Here is a 19,502-nt window from a genome sequence, read left to right as displayed (position 1 = left end):
CGATGCGGGCGTCAGTTGGACCGGGCCGTGAGCCACACGGTCAGGGCGACGATGCCGCCGAGACCGAAGATCCACATGAAGAGCCCCTCGGAGACCGGGCCGAGCCCGCCGAGGTTCGCGCCGCCGACCGTGCTGTTCTCCTCGATGTACTGCAGCGACGTGATGATGTCGCGCTTGTCCTCGGGGGAGATGTTGGTGTCGTTGAAGACCGGCATGTTCTGCGGGCCGGTGACCATGGCCTCGTAGATGTGGACCGGGTCCACGCCCTCGAGGCTGGGGGCGAACTTGCCCTCCGTGAGGGCGCCTCCGGCCGCGGCCACGTTGTGGCACATGGCGCAGTTGATGCGGAAGAGCTCGGCGCCGTTGGCGGCGTCGCCCTCCCCGTCGAGGTACTGGCTCTCGGGGATCGCCGGGCCGGGGGCGAGGGACGCGACGTACGCGGCCAGCTCCTTGACCTGGGTGTCCGTGAACTGCGTCGGCTTCTCGGGCGCCTGGACCGTGGTGCCCTGGAGGGGCATGCGGCCGGTGCCGACCTGGAAGTCGACGGACGCCGCACCGACGCCGATGAGGCTCGGGGCGACGCCGGAGCCGGTCGCGTCCATGCCGTGGCAGGTGGCGCAGTTCGAGCCGAAGAGCTTCTGGCCCTCCTCGATGGTCTGCGCGGACTTGAGGTCGACGTCCGCCGATGCGGTGCCCGACTGGATCAGCGCGTAGGCGCCGCCCGTGAAGAGCAGGCCGATCGCGAGGAGGGCGACGGTGGTCAGGGGGCTGCGGCGACCGGTGCGACGGGCGCGTGCTGTGGTGGTGCTCATGCTGTGTTCGTTGCTCCCGCTCGGTGCTATTTGAGGACGTAGATGACCAGGAAGAGCCCGATCCAGACGACGTCGACGAAGTGCCAGTAGTAGGACACGACGATGGCGCTCGTCGCCTCCCTGTGCCCCATGGACCGGACGGCGAAGATGCGGCCGATGACGAGGAGGAAGGCGATGAGGCCGCCGGTGACGTGGAGGCCGTGGAAGCCCGTGGTCATGTAGAACGCCGAGCCGTAGGCATTGCTGCTGAGCGTGATGCCCTCGGTGACGAGGGTGGCGTACTCGAAGATCTGGCCGACGACGAAGATCGCGCCGAGGGCGTAGGTGAGGAAGAACCACTCGACCGTGCCCCACTGGCTGGGCTTCCAGCCGGTGGCACGCGCCTGCAGGCGCTCGGCCGCGAAGACGCCGAACTGGCATGTGAACGAGCTCGACACGAGGATGAGCGTGTTCACGAGGGAGAAGGGCACGTTGAGGCGGCCCGCCTCGAACTCCCAGAGGGCGCCGGACGTGGAGCGGAGGGTGAAGTAGATCGCGAAGAGGCCCGCGAAGAACATCACCTCGCTGCCGAGCCACACGATGGTGCCGACGGCGACCGTGTTCGGCCGGTTCACCACCGGCGCGGTGGATGCAGGGGAGATGGAGGTGGTCGTCACAGGTTCCATTATGTCCCAGGCCGACGACGCCGACGCCCACCCGGGCCGCCCGTGAGATCGCGTCCAGCCTCTCGTTAGGCTGATCCGCATGCCCTCCGCCCCCACCTGGCCCGCGCTCATCACGACCCTGATCGAGGGGCGGCACCTGTCGGTCGCGGAGTCCACCTGGGCCATGCGCCAGGTGATGCGCGGGGAGGCCACATCCGCGCAGCTGGGCGGCCTGCTGGTGGCCCTGCGCGCCTCCGGCGAGACGGTCGACGAGATCGTCGGGTTCCGCGACGCCGTCCTCGAGGACGCCGTGCCGCTCGACGCCGACCCGCGCGCGCTCGACATCGTGGGCACGGGAGGCGACCCTTACGGCGCCGTCCTCAACATCTCCTCGGTCGCCTCCGTCATCGCGGCCGCCACGGGCGTCCCGGTGATCAAGCACGGCAACCGCGCGGCCAGCTCGTCGTCCGGCGCCTCGGACGTGCTCACTGCCCTCGGCGTCGACCTCTCCATCCCCCCGGAGCGCGTGGCCGCGGTGCTGCGCGAGACCGGGATCACGTACGCGCACGCCGCGATGTTCCACCCCGGCTTCCGCCATGCGTCCGCCACCCGGCAGGAGCTCGGCATCTCGACGCTCTTCAACGTGCTCGGGCCGCTCTGCAACCCCGCGCGTCCGGAGGCGTCGGCGGTGGGCGTCGCCGACCTCGCCCGCGTGCCGCTCATGGTGGGCGTGTTCCGCACCAGGGGGGCGACGGCGCTCGTGTACCGCGGCGACGACGGCATCGACAAGCTCACGACCACGGGCCACAGCCACATCTGGGAGGTCAGCCGCGGCGCGGTCACCGAGCACGACCTCGACCCGCTCGAGCTCGGGATCCCGCGCGCGCCCATCGAGGCGCTGCTCGGCGAGGGGCCGGAGCAGAACGCCGACGTCATCCGGCGGGTGCTGGCCGGCGATCGCGGACCGCAGCGCGACGTCGTGCTGCTCAACGCCGCGGCGGGGCTCGAGGCCTTCGACCTGATGGACGACCCGACCCGGGTGCAGCAGCCCATGGCACGTCGTCTCCGCGAGAAGCTGCTCGTCGCCGCGGACGCCGTCGACTCGGGCCGCGCGGCAGCCAAGCTCGAGGAGTGGGCCACCGCCACCCGCTCCTGATGCCCGGGCGCTCCGGCCGTCGTCGCGGGTGCGGGGGATGATGGGCGCATGTGCGGGAGATTCGTGGTGGCGCGGGCGACGGGCGACCTCGTCGGCGACTGGTCGGTCGACGACGTCGAGGGCGAGGATCCGCCGCCCTCGTGGAACGTCGCCCCGACGACGACGGTCCGGATGGTCGCCGACCGACGGCCGCGCGACGACCCGGAGGGCGAGGCCCGACGCGTGCTGACCGCTGCGCGATGGGGGATCGTCCCGCCGTGGGCGAAGTCCCTCCAGGGTCCGCCGCTCATCAACGCCCGCGTCGAGACGGTGACGGAGAAGCCGACCTTCCGCACGGCGGTTCTCACGCGTCGCGCCGTCGTGCCGGCCGACGGCTACTACGAGTGGCAGGTCACCGCGAGCGGGAAGCAGCCGGTCTACCTGCACGGCGCGGACGAGGGCCCGCTGGCCTTCGCCGCCGTCTACGAGCACTGGCGGGACCCGCGGGTCGCGGAGGGCGAGCCCGGCGCGTGGCTCCGGAGCCTCGCCATCATCACCTCGGCCGCGAGCGACGCGTTGGGGCACATCCACGACCGCACCCCGGTGATCGTCCCGGCGGACCGCCTGGACGACTGGCTGGACGCGGGCACGACCGCCGTGGACGACGTGCGGCACCTGCTCGGATCCCTGCCGGAGCCGCACCTCGTGCCGCGGCGGGTGTCGACGCGCGTCAACAGCGTGCGCAACGACGGCCCCGACCTGGTCGCGCCCGTCGACGACGTCCCCGCGGACGACGGGCAGCCGACGCTGATCTGACGATCGCCCGGACGCACCGCACGCCCCGTCACCGAGGGCGACGGAGCGTGCGGATCGTGCGGGTGCGGACTACTGCACGTCGTCGTCGACCCAGTCGAAGGTCTTCGTGACGGCCTTCTTCCAGAGGCGCAGCTGGCGCTCGCGCTCGGCGTCGTCCATGTCGGGCGTCCAGCGGCTGTCCTCCTGCCAGTTGCTGCGCAGGTCGTCGAGGTCCTTCCAGAACCCGACCGCGAGGCCGGCGGCGTACGCGGCGCCGAGCGCGGTGGTCTCCGCGACGACGGGGCGGACGACGGGGACGCCGAGGATGTCGGCCTGGAACTGCATGAGCAGGTTGTTGGCGATCATGCCGCCGTCCACCTTGAGCTCCGTGAGGTCGACGCCCGAGTCGGCGTTGACCGCGTCCAGCACCTCGCGCGTCTGGAAGGCCGTGGCCTCCAGGGCCGCGCGGGCGATGTGGCCCTTGTTCACGAACCGCGTGAGGCCGACGAGGGCGCCGCGCGCGTCGGACCGCCAGTACGGCGCGAAGAGGCCCGAGAACGCCGGCACGAAGTACACGCCGCCGTTGTCCTCGACCGTGGCGGCGAGGGTCTCGATCTCCGCGGCGCTCGACACGAGGCCGAGGTTGTCGCGCATCCACTGCACGAGCGAGCCCGTGACGGCGATGGATCCCTCGAGCGCGTAGTGCGGCTCCGCGTCGCCCAGCTTGTAGCCGAGCGTCGTGAGGAGGCCGTTCTGCGAGTGGATGATGTCGGTGCCGGTGTTGAAGATCAGGAAGTTGCCGGTGCCGTACGTGTTCTTCGACTCGCCCTGGTCGAAGGCGGCCTGGCCGAACGTGGCCGCCTGCTGGTCGCCCAGGATGCCCGCGATGGGCACCTCGCGCAGGAGGCTGGAGGACTCGACCTGGCCGTAGACCTCGGAGGAGCTCTTGATCTCGGGGAGCATCGAGCGCGGCACGTCGAACGCCTTCAGGATCTCGTCGTCCCACTGGAGCGTCTCGAGGTCCATGAAGAGCGTGCGGGACGCGTTGGTCACGTCCGTGACGTGGACGCCGCCGTCGGTGCCGCCCGTGAGGTTCCAGAGGACCCAGGTGTCGGTCGTGCCGAACATCAGCTCGCCGGCCTCGGCCTTCTCGCGCGCGCCCTCGACGTTCTCGAGGATCCAGACGATCTTCGTGCCGGAGAAGTAGGTGGCCAGCGGGAGCCCGACGGTGGGCTTGAACCGCTCGACGCCGCCGTCGGCCGCCAGGCGGTCGACGATCTTCTGGGTGCGGGTGTCCTGCCAGACGATGGCGTTGTAGACGGGCTTGCCGGTCGTGCGGTCCCACACGACGGCGGTCTCGCGCTGGTTGGTGATGCCCACGGCCTCGACGTCGTGGCGCGTGATGTCGGCCTTGGACAGCGCCTGGCCGATGACCTCGCGGGTGTTGCGCCAGATCTCCATCGGGTCGTGCTCGACCCACCCCGCGCGGGGGAAGATCTGCTCGTGCTCGAGCTGGCCGACGGACACGATGGATCCGCTGTGGTCGAAGACGATGGCGCGCGTGCTGGTGGTGCCCTGGTCGATGGCGACGATGTACTTCTCGCTCATGTGGTCTCTCCTTCTGGGGGTCGTGGGGGTCTAGAGGATGGGGAGCAGCGCGTAGGACGCGAGGCCGGCGAGCACGCCGCCGATGGCGGGGCCCACGACGGGGACCCAGGCGTAGGACCAGTCGCTCGGGCCCTTGCCCTTGATGGGCAGGATCGCGTGCGCGATGCGGGGGCCGAGGTCGCGGGCCGGGTTGATGGCGTAGCCGGTCGGGCCGCCGAGGGAGGCGCCGATGCCCACCACGAGGAGGGCGACGGGGATCGCGCCGAGCGCCGACAGGCCGGCCGGGGTGGACGCGTCGGCGTCGGGGTTGTTCGCGAGGCTGAAGCCGAGGATCACGATCACCAGGACGAAGGTGCCGATGATCTCCGTGACGAGGTTCCAGCCGTAGTTGCGGATGGACGGGCCGGTCGAGAACACGCCGAGCTTGGTGGCCGCGTCGGGCTCCTCGTCGAAGTGCTGCTTGTAGGCGAGCCAGCAGAAGACGGCTCCGATGATCGCGCCGACCATCTGGGCGAGGATGTAGACGGGGACGCTCGCGGGGTCCTCGACCTTGCCCGCGGCCAGGAGGCCCAGCGTCACGGCCGGGTTGAGATGGGCGCCGGACGCGTACGACACGGTGACGCCGGCGAAGACCGCGAGGCCCCAGCCGAAGTTCACCATCAGGGTGCCGCCGGCGAGCCCCTTCGACTTGACGAGCGCGACGTTCGCCACGACTCCGCATCCCAACAGGACGAGGAGGGCGGTGCCCACCGTCTCCGACAGGAAAATGACTCCAAGATCCACTACGTGGTGCTCCGATCGTTCGTCGAGGCGCGGGGGCGACCTCTGCCGCGTCATCGCGGTCCCTCCAATGTAGTGCCGGGGTGCGCGCCGTCCCGGCCGCGGCAGGCCGCTTCGCGACGCGGATGCCCTCCCGCCGCGCGGCGCGCACTGCTCTGTCCCGCGATGCCCTGCGGGCGTATGTTGGGCGCGTACCCGAGTCGCCGCCGACCGAGTCCCGACCTCGATCCGGCTCGGAGGCCCGGCGGCCCGCGTGCCGCCCGCGACCCGCGAGGAGCCGGCATGAAGAAGCTGATCAACGACCCGAGGACCGTCGCCGAGGAGGCCGTCGCCGGCTTCGCCGCCGCGCACGCCGACCTGGTGTCCCTGAGCGCCGACCCGCTGTACGTGCGACGCGCGGAGCCGACCCGACCCGGGCGCGTCGCCCTCGTCAGCGGCGGCGGCAGCGGGCACGAGCCGCTGCACGCGGGCTTCGTCGGACACGGCATGCTCGACGCCGCGGTGCCGGGTCCCGTGTTCACGAGCCCGACGCCGGATCCGATCGTCGCCGCCACGCTCGCGGTGGACGCCGGAGCCGGCGTGCTGCACATCGTGAAGAACTACACGGGCGACGTCCTCAACTTCGAGACGGCCGCCGAGCTCGCCGAGGCGGAGGGCGTCCGGGTGCGCACGGTCCTGGTCGACGACGACGTCGCCGTCACCGACTCGCTCTACACGGCCGGCCGCCGCGGCGTGGCCGGCACGGTGCTGGTGGAGCGGATCGCGGGGGCCGCCGCCGAGCGCGGGGACGACCTCGACGCCGTCGCGGGGATCGCCGAGCGCGTCGTCGCGCGGGTCCGCAGCATGGGCGTCGCGATCCGCGCCTGCACGGTCCCGCACGCGGGGGAGCCGAGCTTCGCGCTCGGGGACGACGAGATGGAGATCGGCATCGGGATCCACGGCGAGCCCGGACGCGCCACCCTGCCGCTCGAGCCGGTGGACGCCATCGTGGACCGCCTGCTCGACCCCGTGCTCGAGGACCTGGCCGCGCCCGCCGGGAGCCGCGTGCTGCTGCTCGTGAACGGGATGGGGGCGACGCCGCTGTCCGAGCTCCACATCGCGTACCGGCGCGCGGCCGCCGTGCTCGAGGAGGCCGGCCTGACCGTCGCGAGGAGCCTCGTGGGAGACTACGTCACGGCCCTCGACATGGAGGGCCTGTCCCTCACGGTGCTGCAGCTCGACGACGAGCTCATCGAGCTGTGGGACTCGCCCGTGCAGACCGCCGCCCTGCGGTGGGGGAGGTAGTCGGATGGCACTCGGGACCAGCTGGGCCACGGCCTGGACCGCGGAGGCGGCGCGCGTCGTCGCCGACCACCGGGCGGAGCTCATCGCCCTCGACCGCGAGATCGGGGACGGCGACCACGGCGAGAACCTCGACCGGGGCTTCAGCGCCGTCGCGGGGAAGCTCGCGGGCATCGCGGACGACGCATCGCCGGCTGACGTGCTCAAGACCGTCGCCACCACGCTGATCTCCACCGTCGGCGGCGCCTCCGGGCCGCTGCTCGGCACCGCGTACCTGAAGGCGTCCGCTGCGGTGGCCGGCCGCGCCGAGCTCGACGCCGCCGCGATCGGCGACCTCCTCGAGGCGGCGGTCGGCGGCATCGTGCTGCGCGGCAAGGCCGAGCGCGGCGAGAAGACCATGGTCGACGCGTGGGGTCCCGCGGCCGAGGCCGCGCGTGCCGCCGCCGACGCGGGATCCGGCGCCGCCGACGCGCTCGCGGCCGCCGCGGACGCCGCCGAGCGCGGGGCCGCGGACACCGAGCCGCTGGTGGCGCGCAAGGGCCGAGCCTCGTACCTCGGCGACCGGGCCATCGGCCACCGGGATCCGGGTGCGCAGTCGTCCGCGCTGATCCTCCGCGCGGCCGCCACCACCGCCCGCGACGCCGAGGCGGCCGCGTCGTGAGCGTGGGCCTCGTCCTCGTGTCGCACAGCGCGCTCATCGCGCACGGGCTCGTCGACCTGGCGCGGCAGATGGCGCCGACCGTCGCGCTCGTGCCGGCGGGTGGATCCGGCGACGGCAGCCGCGACGACGCCGGCATCGGCACGAGCTTCGACGTCGTCTCCGCGGCGCTCGCGGAGGCAGAGGGCGGCGACGGAGTCGTCGTGCTCGCCGACCTCGGATCCGCCTACCTGACGGCCGAGACCGCCGTCGACCTGCTCGACGAGGACGCGGCCGCCCGCATCGTCGTGGTGCGCGCGCCGCTCGTGGAGGGCGCCGTCGCCGCCGCGGTCGCGGCCGAGACCGGGGGCACGCTCGAGGAGGTCGCGGCAGCAGCCGCCTCGGCCGCGACAGCGGACGCCGCGGAGGACGCGGACGCGGGGCTCGCCCCGGATCCCCGCGCCGACGGCGCCGAGCCCGCTCCCGCGAGCGGCTCCGGCTCCGGCTCCGGCTCCGGCTCCGGCACCGTGCGCGGAGAGGCCGTCCTCGTCAACCGCGACGGCCTGCACGCCCGCCCGGCGGCGGACTTCGTCACGCGTGCGTCCGCCTACTCCTCGGCGATCACCGTCAACGGCCAGAACGCCGCCTCGCTCCTGGGCGTGATGGCCCTCGGCCTCACGCGCGGCGCGCACGTCGTCATCGAGGCGACGGGCGACGACGCGGCGGAGGCCGTCACCGCGCTCGTCGAGCTCATCGAGTCGGGCTTCGGGGAGGCGTGAGCGCGGCGCCCCGCACCGGTCACATCGCGTCGAGGTAGACCCAGGACCCCGCGTGCCGGGCGAAGCGGCTGGCCTCGCGCTGGCTGCCTTGTGCGCCCTCGTGCCGGAACGCGGCCTCGAACTCGACGACGCCCGTGGCGTCCGCCGGGCCGCCGAGGGAGGTGCGGAGGATCGTGAGGCGGAACCACCGCACGGAGGGGTCGAGGTCGATCCCCTCCGGCCGCGTCGAGGGATCCCACGTGCGCGCGAGGTGCGTCGCGTCGCCGCGCGCGTAGGCCGAGAACCGCGACCGCATCAGGCGCTCGGCCGTGGGCGCCGGGACGTCACGGCGGTGGATCGGCGCGCAGCACGCGCCGTAGGGGTCGCCGCTCGTGCACGGGCACCAGGCGTCGTCGTCGGGCGTCGACCACGGGGCGGCGGGGGAGAGGCGCGTCATCCCCCGAGCCTCCCACGCCCGCGCGCGGAGCAGGATGGAGGGGCGGTCGTCCCCCTGCCCGCACCGCCGCCGACCCGAGGAGACCCATGACCCCCGCCACCGACCTGCTCATCGACGCCTACGGGCGCATCGCCGGGATCGTGCACGACGCCGTCGAGGGGCTCGACGCCGACGACCTGGCGCACCGACCGGATCCCGAGGCCAACTCCGTCGGCTGGCTCGTCTGGCACCTCGCCCGGGTCCAGGACGCGCAGGTCGCCGACGTCGCGGGTGCCGAGCAGGCCTGGACGACCGGCGGCTGGGCGGAGCGCTTCGCCCTGCCGTTCGAGGACGCCGCGACGGGCTACGGCCAGACCTCGGAGGACGTCGCCGCGCTCGCGGGGGCAACCGCGGAGCTGCTCCTCGGCTACCTCGACGCGGTGCAGGCCGCGACGCTCGCCTACCTCGCGGGCCTCGACGACTCCGAGCTGGACCGGGTCGTCGACGAGGCGTGGAACCCGCCCGTGACCCTCGCCGCCCGGCTCGTCAGCGTCCTCTCCGACGACCTGCAGCACGCCGGGCAGGCGTCCTACCTCGCGGGCCTCGTCGCGCGCCGCGGCTGAGCGGACGGGCCGTGCGCGGCGCGCGGCGCTCGCGGATCAGCCGGGCAGCTCGGCCTCGATCAGCGCGACGATCTCGGGCGCGTCCGGCTCCACCGTGGGCCGGAAGCGGTGCACGGCGCCCGACGGTGTCACGACGAACTTCTCGAAGTTCCACTTCACCCGCCCGGCCTTACCGTCGTCGTCCGGCGTCTGCGTCAGCTCCGCGTAGACGGGGTGGGCGGAACGCCCGTTGACCTTGACCTTCTCCATCATCGGGAAGGTGACGCCCCACGTGGTGGAGCAGTACTCGTCGATGGCCTCCGCGGACCCGAGCTCCTGCAGGAACTGGTTGCTCGGGAAGCCGATCACGGTGAAGCCGCGCTCCCCGTAGGTGCGCTGCAGCTGCTCGAGCTTCTCGTACTGGGGCGCGAGCCCGCAGCGCGAGGCGACGTTGACGACGAGCACCACCTTGTCGGCGTAGGCGCCGAAGGTGGTCTGCTCGCCCTGGAGCGTGGTCAGCGGGATCGGGTCGAGCCGGGGATGGGTCATGGCCCGAACGTAGCCCCGTCGCCTGACAGCGGGCGCCCGGGATGCGCGAGCGGCAGCACGCGAGGAGGCCGGCCGCCACAGGGCGACCGGCCTCCCGGGTGCGGATCGGATCCGCGGTGCGTCGCGCTAGTTCGCGAACTCCGTGACGGTCGCGTCCGCGGCGACCTTCGTGGCGCCCACGTCGACGCCGTGGTGGGTGAGCAGCGTGTCGACGGTGTCCTGGATCTCGGCGTCGCGCTCGTCGTCGCTCCAGCCGAGCGCCTCCTGCAGCACGTCCGCGATCTCCGCGAGCATCTCGTGGGTCACCCCGCCGACGAACGCGAGGTTCGTGCGCCGCAGGACCACGTCCGCGAGGTGCACCGCGTCCTCGTGCGTGGCGAAGTACGCGATCTCGGCGCGCGTGAGCTGCGGGTCGGTCGCGAGCGGCGTGGAGGGCTGGCCCGAGAGCACGTCGATGACGCTCGTGGCGCGCGTGCCGTAGCGGTTGAGCAGGCGGTCGACCTGCTCGGTGCCGATGCCCTCCGCGCGGGCCGCCTGCGTGGCGATCCAGCGGGCGCGGGCCGTGCTGGAGGACGGGAAGTCCTTGCCGCCGCCGATGGGCATGCCCGTCGTGTCGACCGAGCGCTCGACGCCGAGGCGCGTGGTCGCCTCCGTCGAGAGGTGGGCGGACAGCGCGCGGAACGTCGTCCACTTGCCGCCGACGAGGCTCAGCACCTTCGCGTCGGGGAGGCCCGCGATCTCGGTCTCGACGATGCGGTAGTCGCGCGAGACGAAGCCGGGCGCCGTGTCCTCGTGGCGCGGCAGCGGGCGGATGCCCGAGTAGCGGTACACGATGTGGTCGCGTCCCAGCTCGATCTGCGGGAACACGTGCTTGACGAGGTCGAAGAAGTAGTCGACCTCCTCCTCGGTGCACACGGCCGGCTCGCGCGGGTCGGCGTCGATGTCGGTCGTGCCGATGAGGACGCGGCCCTTGAGGGGGTAGATGAGGACGATGCGGCCGTCGTTGTTCTCGAAGAAGATCTCGCGGCCCTTGGTGGCCTCGAGCAGCTCGGCGTTGTCGACGACGATGTGCGAGCCCTTGGTGCCGCCCATGAACTTCGTGTCGCCGCCCATGGCGTCGTTCGTGAGGTCGGTCCAGGGACCCGACGCGTTGACCACGACGTCCGCCTTCACGACGAACTCGGTGCCCGAGATCACGTCGCGCAGCTTCACGCCGCCGTCCTCGACGCCCACGGCCTCGAGGTAGTTCGCGCTCCGGGCGTGCTCGCCCGCGGCGAGGCCGTCCTTGAGCACGTCGAGCGCGAGGCGCTCCGGCTCGTGCACGGATGCGTCGTAGTAGGTGCCGGTGAACTTGACGTCCTTGTTGAGGGCGGGCATGTCCTCGCGGGCCGCCTTGCCGACGCGGAAGCGGTGACGGGGGACCGAGCCGCCGTCGCGCGAGAAGGAGTCGTACAGCGTCATGCCGACGCTGATGAGGAGCGCGCCGCGCTCCTTGGTGGAGCGCTGCTTGTGGGTGAGCATGCGCAGCGGCGCGTTGAGGATGCCGGAGAAGGTGGAGAAGATCGGCATGGTCGTCTGCAGCGGCTTCACGTAGTGCGGCGCGATGCGGATGAGGCCGTTGCGCTCCTCTACGGACTCGCGCACGAGGCGGAACTCGCCGTTCTCGAGGTAGCGGATGCCGCCGTGGATCATGTGCGAGCTGGCCGCCGAGGCGCCCGAGCCGTAGTCGGCGCGCTCGACGAGCACGACGTCGACGCCCTGCAGCGCGAGGTCGCGGAACGTCGCGATGCCGTTGATGCCGCCGCCGATGACGAGCACCTGCGCGCTCGGGCGGTCGTGGATGCGGGCGACGTTGTCCCTGAGGTCGGTCTTCTTCGACGTGGTCACGAGGAGGCTTCTTCCTGTTGTCCTGATGCGTGCGTGGTGCGCTTGCTGATGCCTCCATCATCCGCCCGCGAACGGATCATGCGAAGCCCGTGCACGGATGTGCAAGCATGACCGGATGGTCGACGGCATCGCGCACGAGCGCACCCAGGACGCCCTCCGCGCGGCGCACCTCTACTACATGCAGGACCTCACGATGGAGGCCATCGCCCGCGAGCTCGACACGAGCCGCTCGTCGATCTCGCGGCTCCTCTCCTTCGCCCGGGAGACGGGGCTCGTGGACATCCAAATCCGCTCGCCGCTCGACCTCGCGACCGTGCTGGGGGAGCAGCTGCACGACCGCTACGGCGTCGTCGCGCACGTGGTGCCGGTGCCCGACCAGACGAGCGACGTCGACCGGGTGGACCGCGTCGCGCTCTCCGCTGCACGGATGCTCACCCAGTACGTCGACTCGAACATGGTCGTCGGCGTCGCATGGGGCTCCACCGTGAGCGCCGTCAGCCGCTACCTCGTGCCGAAGCCGACGCACAACACGCTCGTCGTGCAGCTCAACGGGGCGGGGAACGTGCGCACCACGGGGATCATGTACGCGAGCGAGATCCTCCGGCGGTTCGGCCAGGCGTACGGCGCGACCGTGCAGCAGTTCCCGGTGCCGGCCTTCTTCGACGACCCGGCCACGAAGCAGGCGCTCTGGCGCGAGCGGAGCACGAAGCGCGTGCTCGAGCTGCAGGAGCGGATGGACATGGTGCTGTTCGGCGTCGGCTCCCCGGTCGCCCTCGTGCCGAGCCACGTCTACTCCGGCGGCTACCTCGAGAGGTCCGACCAGCGCGCCCTCGACGCGGACGGCGTGGTGGGAGACGTGTCCACCGTCTTCTTCCGGGAGGACGGGTCGTCGGCGGACATCGCGATCAACGCGCGCGCCAGCGGTCCGGACCTCGCCACCATCCGTCGGGCTCCCCGGCGCGTGTGCGTGGTCGCGGGGGCGTCCAAGGCGCGGAGCGTGCGCGGGGCGCTGGCCGCGGGGCTCGTGACGGACATCGTGCTGGACGAGTCGACGGCGCGGGCACTGCTGCAGTAGGGCGCAGGGCAGCAGGAGGACGCGGGAGGTGATGGTGGGCGATACCGGACTCGAACCGATGACCTCTTCCGTGTGAAGGAAGCGCGCTACCAACTGCGCCAATCGCCCGTGCTCGCACCGCGGACGGTGCGGATCCATGATGCCATACCGCGAGGGCGGTCGCGGTCACCGGCGCCCCGTGCGCGCTGCCGCGGACGACCAGCTCGCGACACGCCCGGGTCGCATCGAGCGCCGCGGTGGACGGATCCGCGTGAACACGGGGCAGCGGGCCCGTGGACGGCGCTCCGGGAGCGCTGCGGAGCGCGTCGTTTTGCGCCCGCGACGCGAGTTCGGCTAGAGTCATCGAGCACGCAGGGTCGCCGGGAAGCCGGGGACAGCGAGCGAAATGCGGATGTGGCGCAGTGGTAGCGCATCACCTTGCCAAGGTGAGGGTCGCGAGTTCGAATCTCGTCATCCGCTCGAACAGGGGCCCCGAAGGGGGTCCCTTTCACAAGGTGGGAACCACCGGTGGTGGGGTGGCCGAGAGGCGAGGCAGCGGCCTGCAAAGCCGTCCACGCGGGTTCAAATCCCGTCCCCACCTCGAGCAAGTGCATGAGCGATTGGCGCAGCGGTAGCGCGCTTCCCTGACACGGAAGAGGTCGCTGGTTCGATCCCAGTATCGCTCACCACCAGAAGGCCCCGGGAGACCGGGGCCTTCTTCTTTTCCCGGGACCCGTGCCCGAGCCGGCGGGGTGCTCCGTCTCCTCCCGTCGAGGAGCGGCTGCCGCGCGCCGGTAGTCTGGATCGGTTCCCTCCCCGTCCCGCAAGGAGCCCGCAGTGGTAGACGCCGCCCAGCCCGAGATCCACGACGAGGCCGCGCCCGCGGAGCCGAGCGCTCAGCCGGTCGAGGCGACGGAGGCGGGCACGGGGTTCACCCTGTTCAGCGACCGCGCCGTCGTCGCCATGCGCGTCGACGGGGAGCTGAAGGACCTCGCGGCCGAGGTCGCGCCCGGTGACGTCGTCGAGCCCGTCCGCATCGACTCGCCCGACGGCCTCGCGATCCTCCGGCACTCGGCGGCGCACGTCATGGCGCAGGCCGTGCAGCAGATCGACCCGGAGGCGAAGCTCGGCATCGGGCCGCCCGTCACCGACGGCTTCTACTTCGACTTCGACGTCGCCGAGCCCTTCACGCCCGAGGACCTCAAGGCCATCTCCAAGAACATGGAGCGCATCATCCGGCAGGGCCAGCGCTTCACGCGCCGCGTCGTGACCGAGGAGGAGGCCCGCGAGCTCATGGCCGACGAGCCGTACAAGCTCGAGCTCATCGGCCTCAAGGGAGGCTCCTCCGAGGAGCTCGGCGAGGACGGCGAGTCCGTCGAGGTCGGCGGCGCCGAGCTCACGGTCTACGAGAACGTCGACGGCAAGACCGGCGAGGTCTTCTGGCGCGACCTCTGCCGTGGACCGCACCTGCCGAGCACCCGCATGGTGGGCAACGGCTGGGCGCTCTCGCGCGTCGCGGCCGCCTACTGGCGCGGATCCGAGAAGAACCCGCAGCTGCAGCGCATCTACGGCACGGCGTGGCCCACGAAGGACGAGCTGCGCGCGTACCAGGGCCGCATCGAGGAGGCGCTGAAGCGCGACCACCGCCGCCTCGGCGCCGAGCTCGACCTGTTCTCGTTCCCGGACGAGATCGGCTCCGGCCTCGCGGTCTTCCACCCCAAGGGCGGCATCATCCGCCGCGAGATGGAGGACTACTCGCGTCGTCGGCACGAGGACGGCGGCTACGAGTTCGTCTACTCGCCGCACATCACGAAGTCGAACCTGTTCGAGACGAGCGGGCACCTCGACTTCTACAAGGACGGCATGTTCCCCGCCATGCACCTCGACGAGGCGCGGAACGACGAGGGGGAGATCACGCGCCAGGGCGCGGACTACTACCTCAAGCCCATGAACTGCCCCATGCACGTGCTCATCTACCGGTCGCGCCAGCGCTCCTACCGCGAGCTGCCGCTGCGCCTGTTCGAGTTCGGCACCGTCTACCGCAACGAGAAGTCCGGCGTGATCCACGGCCTCACCCGCGTGCGCGGCATGACGCAGGACGACGCCCACATCTTCACGACCCGCGAGCGCATGGCCGACGAGCTGAAGGGCACGCTCGAGTTCGTGCTCTCGCTGCTGCGCGACTACGGCCTCGACGACTTCTACCTCGAGCTCTCCACGAAGGACCCCGAGAAGTTCGTCGGCTCCGACGAGGTCTGGGAGGAGGCGACCGAGACGCTCCGCCAGGTCGCGGTCGACACGGGCCTCGAGCTCGTGCCGGATCCCGCGGGCGCCGCCTTCTACGGCCCGAAGATCTCCGTGCAGGCGCGCGACGCGATAGGCCGCACCTGGCAGATGTCGACCATCCAGCTCGACTTCAACCTGCCCGAGCGCTTCGGCCTGGAGTACACGGCGAACGACGGCACGCGCAAGCAGCCGGTCATGATCCACCGGGCGCTGTTCGGGTCCATCGAGCGCTTCTTCGGCGTGCTCACGGAGCACTACGCGGGCGCGTTCCCGGTGTGGCTGTCGCCCGTGCAGGTGGTCGGCATCCCCGTGGCCGAGGACTACGAGGAGTACCTCGGCGGCGTCCTCGACCGGCTCCGGGCGGCGGGCGTGCGCACGCAGCTCGACACCTCCGACGACCGCATGCCCAAGAAGATCCGCACGCACACCAAGCTCCGCGTGCCGTACCAGCTCATCGCCGGCGAGGACGACCGCGCCGCGGGATCCGTGAGCTTCCGCTTCCGCGACGGCACGCAGGTCAACGGCGTGCCCGTCGACGAGGCGGTCGAGCGCATCACGGGCGCCATCGCGCGCCGCGAGCAGGTGGTGACCGCGTGGCCCGTCTGACCCTGTCGGACCACGAGCCCGGGGGAGAGGACGACCTCGGCGGCGCGCGCGTCGACGACGCCGGACACCTCGCGGGCGTGCCGGACGAGTTCCAGCGGCTCTGGACCCCGCACCGGATGGTCTACATCCAGAAGGGCCAGCAGCCGGACCGCGACGAGTGCCCGTTCTGCATCGCGCCGTCGATGTCGGACGAGGACTCGCTCATCGTCGCGCGCGGGGAGCACGCCTTCGTGCTGCTGAACCTCTTCCCCTACAACAGCGGGCACCTGCTCGTCTGCCCCTACCGGCACATCGCGACCTACGACCTGGCGAGCCCGGAGGAGGTGGCCGAGATCGGCTCCCTCACGCAGACCGCGATGCGCGTCGTCCGCGAGGTCTCGCGGAACGACGGCTACAACATCGGGATGAACCAGGGGCAGGTCGCGGGCGCCGGCATCGCCGAGCACCTGCACCAGCACATCGTGCCGAGGTGGGGGCAGGACGCGAACTTCCTGCCGATCATCGCGAAGACCAAGGCGCTGCCGCAGCTGCTGGGCGACGTCCGTGCATCCATCGCAGCAGCCTGGCCCGCCCCGGCGGGCGAATAGGATAGGGATCACAATGACTGACATCAACACCCCCGGACAGGTCGGCTCGAGCCGCGTCAAGCGCGGACTCGCGGAGATGCTCAAGGGCGGCGTCATCATGGACGTCGTCAACGCCGAGCAGGCGCGCATCGCGGAGGACGCCGGCGCCGTCGCCGTCATGGCGCTCGAGCGCGTCCCCGCCGACATCCGCTCGCAGGGCGGCGTCGCCCGCATGAGCGACCCCGACCTCATCGACCAGATCAAGGCTGAGGTCTCCATCCCCGTCATGGCGAAGGCGCGCATCGGCCACTTCGTCGAGGCCCAGGTGCTGCAGTCCCTCGAGGTCGACTACATCGACGAGTCCGAGGTGCTGAGCCCGGCCGACTACGTCAACCACATCGACAAGTGGGGCTTCACCGTCCCCTTCGTCTGCGGCGCCACGACGCTGGGCGAGGCGCTCCGCCGCATCACCGAGGGCGCGGCCATGATCCGCTCCAAGGGCGAGGCCGGCACGGGAGACGTCTCCGAGGCCACCAAGCACATCCGCACCATCAAGTCCGAGATCCGTGCGCTCAGCGCCCTCACGCACGACGAGATCTACGTCGCCGCGAAGGAGCTGCAGGCGCCGTACGACCTGGTGCTCGAGGTCGCGACGACCGGGCAGCTGCCCGTCGTCCTCTTCACCGCGGGCGGCGTGGCCACCCCGGCCGACGCCGCGATGATGATGCAGCTCGGCGCCGACGGCGTGTTCGTCGGATCCGGCATCTTCAAGTCGGGCAACCCGGTCGCGCGCGCGAAGGCCGTCGTCACGGCGACCGCGCTCTACCAGGACCCCGACGCGATCGCCCAGGCGTCGCGCGGGCTGGGCGAGGCCATGGTCGGGATCAACGTCGCCGACGTCCCCGCCCCGCACCGCCTCGCCGAGCGTGGCTGGTAGCACGGCGGCACCGCACGGCGACGGCCCCGTCGTCGGCGTCCTCGCCCTCCAGGGGGACGTGCGCGAGCACGTGCGCGTGCTCGAGGGCTTCGGCGCCCGGACGCGGCTCGTCCGGCAGCCGAAGGACCTCCCGGGCATCTCCGGTCTCGTGATCCCGGGCGGAGAGTCCACGGTGATGGACAAGCTGTCGCGGCAATTCGGGGTCGCCGAGCCGCTCCGCGCGGCCATCGATGACGGGCTTCCCGTCTACGGCACCTGCGCCGGCCTCATCATGCTGGCCGACGAGATCGTCGACGCGATCCACGGGCAGCGGAGCATCGGCGGGCTCGACGTCTCCGTGCGGCGCAACGCGTTCGGGTCGCAGACGGCGTCGTTCGAGGTGGACCTCGACGTGCCGGAGCTCGGGGACCCGCCCGTGCACGCCGTCTTCATCCGCGCGCCCGTGGTGGCGTCGGTCGGAGCCGCCGCCTCGGCGCTCGCGACGCTCGACGACGGCCGCGTGGTGGCCGTCCGGCAGGGCGCGCTCCTCGGCACCTCGTTCCACCCGGAGGTCACGGGCGACCTCCGGTTCCACCGCCTCTTCCTCGACATGGTCGAGCGGGCGGGCCGCACCCTCTGACCAGCCGGGTCCCTCGGCGGGAGGCCCCGATGGTCCATCATTGACAGCGAGCAGACGCCGCGTAAGGAGAACCACCCGTGTCCGGACATTCCAAGTGGGCGACCACGAAGCACAAGAAGGCGATCATCGACTCGCGGCGCGCCAAGTCGTTCGCGAAGCTGATCAAGAACATCGAGGTCGCGGCCAAGATCGGCGGCGCCGACATGTCGGGCAACCCGACCCTGGTCGACGCGGTGCAGAAGGCGAAGAAGACCAGCGTCCCGAACGACAACATCGACCGCGCGGTCAAGCGCGGGGCCGGCCTGCTCGGCGAGGTCGTCGACTACCAGACGATCATGTACGAGGGCTATGCCGCCAACGGGGTCGCGATGCTCGTCGAGTGCCTCACGGACAACAAGAACCGCGCGGCCGCCGAGGTCCGCACGGCCATGAGCCGCAACGGCGGCACCATGGCCGACCCGGGCAGCGTCGCCTACAACTTCCACCGCAAGGGCGTCCTCGCGGTGCCGCACGCGGAGACCCCGACCGAGGACGACGTCCTCGCCGCGGTCCTCGACGCGGGCGCCGAGGAGGTCACCGACCACGGCGAGGTCTTCGAGATCCAGTGCGAGCCGAGCGACATGGTCGCCGTCCGCCAGGCGCTCCAGGAGGCGGGCATCGACTACGACTCCGCCGACGTCGAGTTCGTGCCGCAGGTCAAGGTCGAGGTCGACCTCGAGACCGCGCGCAAGGTCAACAAGCTCGTCGACGCCATGGAGGACCTGGACGACGTCCAGAACATCTACGTCAACAGCGACGTGCCCGCCGACGTGCAGGCCGCGCTCGACGACGACGAGGAGTAGGCCCTCATCGCCGGTGCCAGGGGGAGCGGCGCGGGCGGCAGCGGCGCGTCCGTGCGGATCCTCGGGATCGACCCCGGCCTGACCCGCTGCGGCGTCGGGGTGGTCGACGTCTTCGCCGACCGGACGGCGCGCATCGTCGACGTCCAGGTGGTGCGCACCAGCCCGACGGACGAGCTGCACCACCGCCTGCTCGCGGTGGGGGACGGCATCGAGGAGCTGGTCGACCGGCACCGGCCGTCCGTGGTCGCCATCGAGCGCGTGTTCGCGCAGGACAACCTCTCGACCGTCATGGGCGTGGCGCAGATCACGGGGGTCGCGCTCGTGGGCGCCGCGCGCCGCGGGCTCGACGTCGCCATGCACACGCCGAGCGAGGTCAAGGCCGCCGTGACCGGGTACGGCCAGGCCGACAAGAAGCAGGTCGCGACGATGGTCGCGCGGATCCTCGGCCTCGACGAGCTGCCGACGCCCGCCGACGCCTCCGACGCGCTGGCCCTCGCGATCTGCGCCGGCTGGCGGGCCGGGATGTCGCGCGCGGGCATCGCGGGGACGCCGGCGCCGGCGCCACGGCCGACCGCCGCCGGCGCGCCCGCCGCCGCGGGGCCCACCACCGCGCAGGCCGCGTGGATCGCGGCCGAGCGTGCGCAGCGGGGTCGGCGCTAGCTCGTAGG

General features: G+C 71.9%; 20 protein-coding genes and 4 tRNA genes. 16 read left to right on the top strand and 8 right to left on the bottom strand.

All coding sequences use genetic code 11. The annotated features are described in order from the left end of the window. Positions 1–11 precede the first annotated feature (11 nt). On the bottom strand, positions 12–812 hold the full coding sequence (qcrC, locus tag H9X71_RS09240) for a cytochrome bc1 complex diheme cytochrome c subunit (protein ID WP_191146829.1): 801 nt from the start codon (positions 810–812) through the stop codon (positions 12–14). A gap of 26 nt (positions 813–838) precedes the next feature. Further along, positions 839–1,477 (bottom strand): aa3-type cytochrome oxidase subunit III, encoded by a 639-nt coding sequence (gene ctaE, locus H9X71_RS09235; RefSeq protein WP_081001874.1) that lies wholly within the window; start codon positions 1,475–1,477, stop codon positions 839–841. A gap of 79 nt (positions 1,478–1,556) precedes the next feature. Here ctaE and trpD point away from each other — a divergent pair, with 79 nt between their 5' ends. Both trpD and H9X71_RS09225 read left to right on the top strand, forming a co-directional pair. Continuing rightward, positions 1,557–2,612, top strand: coding sequence for an anthranilate phosphoribosyltransferase (trpD, locus tag H9X71_RS09230; protein ID WP_191146828.1), 1,056 nt, complete (start codon positions 1,557–1,559; stop codon positions 2,610–2,612). Between the two features lie 48 nt (positions 2,613–2,660). After that, a complete protein-coding gene (locus tag H9X71_RS09225) occupies positions 2,661–3,407 on the top strand; it encodes an SOS response-associated peptidase (RefSeq protein ID WP_191146827.1) in 747 nt (248 codons plus the stop codon). A 69-nt stretch (positions 3,408–3,476) separates the two neighbouring features. Here the strand turns inward: H9X71_RS09225 and glpK are convergent, their stop codons facing one another. Both glpK and H9X71_RS09215 read right to left on the bottom strand, forming a co-directional pair. Beyond that, entirely contained in the window at positions 3,477–4,994 is a 1,518-nt protein-coding gene (glpK, locus tag H9X71_RS09220; RefSeq protein ID WP_191146826.1) for a glycerol kinase GlpK, read from the bottom strand. A gap of 30 nt (positions 4,995–5,024) precedes the next feature. Further along, complete coding sequence (locus H9X71_RS09215) at positions 5,025–5,831, bottom strand: MIP/aquaporin family protein (protein ID WP_191146825.1); 807 nt, start codon at positions 5,829–5,831, stop codon at positions 5,025–5,027. Between the two features lie 225 nt (positions 5,832–6,056). Here H9X71_RS09215 and dhaK point away from each other — a divergent pair, with 225 nt between their 5' ends. From dhaK to dhaM, 3 genes are read left to right on the top strand one after another with little or no spacing between them, the layout of a single operon-like run. After that, positions 6,057–7,058: a dihydroxyacetone kinase subunit DhaK gene (dhaK, locus tag H9X71_RS09210; protein WP_191146824.1), complete on the top strand. Its 1,002-nt coding sequence runs from the start codon at positions 6,057–6,059 to the stop codon at positions 7,056–7,058. Between the two features lie 4 nt (positions 7,059–7,062). Then, entirely contained in the window at positions 7,063–7,716 is a 654-nt protein-coding gene (gene dhaL, locus H9X71_RS09205; RefSeq protein ID WP_191146823.1) for a dihydroxyacetone kinase subunit DhaL, read from the top strand. Continuing rightward, the gene (gene dhaM / locus H9X71_RS09200) at positions 7,713–8,471 is read left to right on the top strand and encodes a dihydroxyacetone kinase phosphoryl donor subunit DhaM (RefSeq protein ID WP_191146822.1); all 759 of its coding nucleotides are present in this window, start codon (positions 7,713–7,715) and stop codon (positions 8,469–8,471) included. Before dhaL ends, dhaM begins: the two co-directional genes overlap by 4 nt. 19 nt (positions 8,472–8,490) lie before the next feature. Here dhaM and H9X71_RS09195 read toward each other — a convergent pair whose 3' ends face one another. Then, positions 8,491–8,907, bottom strand: coding sequence for a YchJ family protein (locus H9X71_RS09195; RefSeq protein WP_191146821.1), 417 nt, complete (start codon positions 8,905–8,907; stop codon positions 8,491–8,493). A gap of 86 nt (positions 8,908–8,993) precedes the next feature. Here H9X71_RS09195 and H9X71_RS09190 point away from each other — a divergent pair, with 86 nt between their 5' ends. Further along, a complete protein-coding gene (locus H9X71_RS09190) occupies positions 8,994–9,509 on the top strand; it encodes a mycothiol transferase (protein ID WP_191146820.1) in 516 nt (171 codons plus the stop codon). Positions 9,510–9,545: 36 nt separating this feature from the next. On the opposite strand, the gene H9X71_RS09185 is transcribed toward H9X71_RS09190, so the two are convergent. Beyond that, positions 9,546–10,037 (bottom strand): glutathione peroxidase, encoded by a 492-nt coding sequence (locus H9X71_RS09185; RefSeq protein ID WP_191146819.1) that lies wholly within the window; start codon positions 10,035–10,037, stop codon positions 9,546–9,548. 126 nt (positions 10,038–10,163) lie between these two features. After that, on the bottom strand, positions 10,164–11,924 hold the full coding sequence (locus H9X71_RS09180; RefSeq protein WP_191146818.1) for a glycerol-3-phosphate dehydrogenase/oxidase: 1,761 nt from the start codon (positions 11,922–11,924) through the stop codon (positions 10,164–10,166). A 115-nt stretch (positions 11,925–12,039) separates the two neighbouring features. Between H9X71_RS09180 and H9X71_RS09175 the strand changes: the two genes are divergently transcribed. After that, complete coding sequence (locus H9X71_RS09175; RefSeq protein ID WP_191146817.1) at positions 12,040–12,999, top strand: sugar-binding transcriptional regulator; 960 nt, start codon at positions 12,040–12,042, stop codon at positions 12,997–12,999. Positions 13,000–13,031: 32 nt separating this feature from the next. Here H9X71_RS09175 and H9X71_RS09170 read toward each other — a convergent pair. After that, positions 13,032–13,107, bottom strand: a tRNA-Val gene (locus H9X71_RS09170). A 279-nt stretch (positions 13,108–13,386) separates the two neighbouring features. On the opposite strand from H9X71_RS09170, the gene H9X71_RS09165 reads away from it, so the two are divergent. The 9 genes from H9X71_RS09165 to ruvC all read left to right on the top strand — a co-directional run bounded on the left by H9X71_RS09165 (position 13,387) and on the right by ruvC (position 19,494). Next, positions 13,387–13,458 (top strand) — tRNA-Gly (locus H9X71_RS09165). Positions 13,459–13,508: 50 nt separating this feature from the next. Then, positions 13,509–13,579, top strand: a tRNA-Cys gene (locus tag H9X71_RS09160). 13 nt (positions 13,580–13,592) lie between these two features. Beyond that, positions 13,593–13,667, top strand: a tRNA-Val gene (locus H9X71_RS09155). Positions 13,668–13,815: 148 nt separating this feature from the next. Next, positions 13,816–15,870: a threonine--tRNA ligase gene (gene thrS, locus H9X71_RS09150; RefSeq protein ID WP_191146816.1), complete on the top strand. Its 2,055-nt coding sequence runs from the start codon at positions 13,816–13,818 to the stop codon at positions 15,868–15,870. Between the two features lie 2 nt (positions 15,871–15,872). Next, the gene (locus H9X71_RS09145) at positions 15,873–16,457 is read left to right on the top strand and encodes an HIT family protein (protein WP_191149140.1); all 585 of its coding nucleotides are present in this window, start codon (positions 15,873–15,875) and stop codon (positions 16,455–16,457) included. Between the two features lie 13 nt (positions 16,458–16,470). Further along, complete coding sequence (gene pdxS, locus H9X71_RS09140) at positions 16,471–17,373, top strand: pyridoxal 5'-phosphate synthase lyase subunit PdxS (protein ID WP_191146815.1); 903 nt, start codon at positions 16,471–16,473, stop codon at positions 17,371–17,373. After that, positions 17,363–17,992 carry a pyridoxal 5'-phosphate synthase glutaminase subunit PdxT gene (gene pdxT / locus H9X71_RS09135; RefSeq protein ID WP_191146814.1) on the top strand — a complete coding sequence of 210 codons (630 nt, stop codon included), beginning with the start codon at positions 17,363–17,365 and terminating at the stop codon, positions 17,990–17,992. Before pdxS ends, pdxT begins: the two co-directional genes overlap by 11 nt. A 77-nt stretch (positions 17,993–18,069) precedes the next feature. Next, positions 18,070–18,834, top strand: a complete 765-nt coding sequence (locus tag H9X71_RS09130) for a YebC/PmpR family DNA-binding transcriptional regulator (protein WP_191146813.1) — start codon at positions 18,070–18,072, stop codon at positions 18,832–18,834. Positions 18,835–18,885: 51 nt separating this feature from the next. Next, a complete protein-coding gene (gene ruvC / locus H9X71_RS09125) occupies positions 18,886–19,494 on the top strand; it encodes a crossover junction endodeoxyribonuclease RuvC (protein ID WP_191146812.1) in 609 nt (202 codons plus the stop codon). Positions 19,495–19,502 lie beyond the last annotated feature (8 nt).

Source organism: Clavibacter zhangzhiyongii (assembly GCF_014775655.1).
In the GTDB taxonomy this organism is placed as follows: domain Bacteria; phylum Actinomycetota; class Actinomycetes; order Actinomycetales; family Microbacteriaceae; genus Clavibacter; species Clavibacter zhangzhiyongii.
This window is presented reverse-complemented; position numbering and strand designations above follow the sequence as displayed.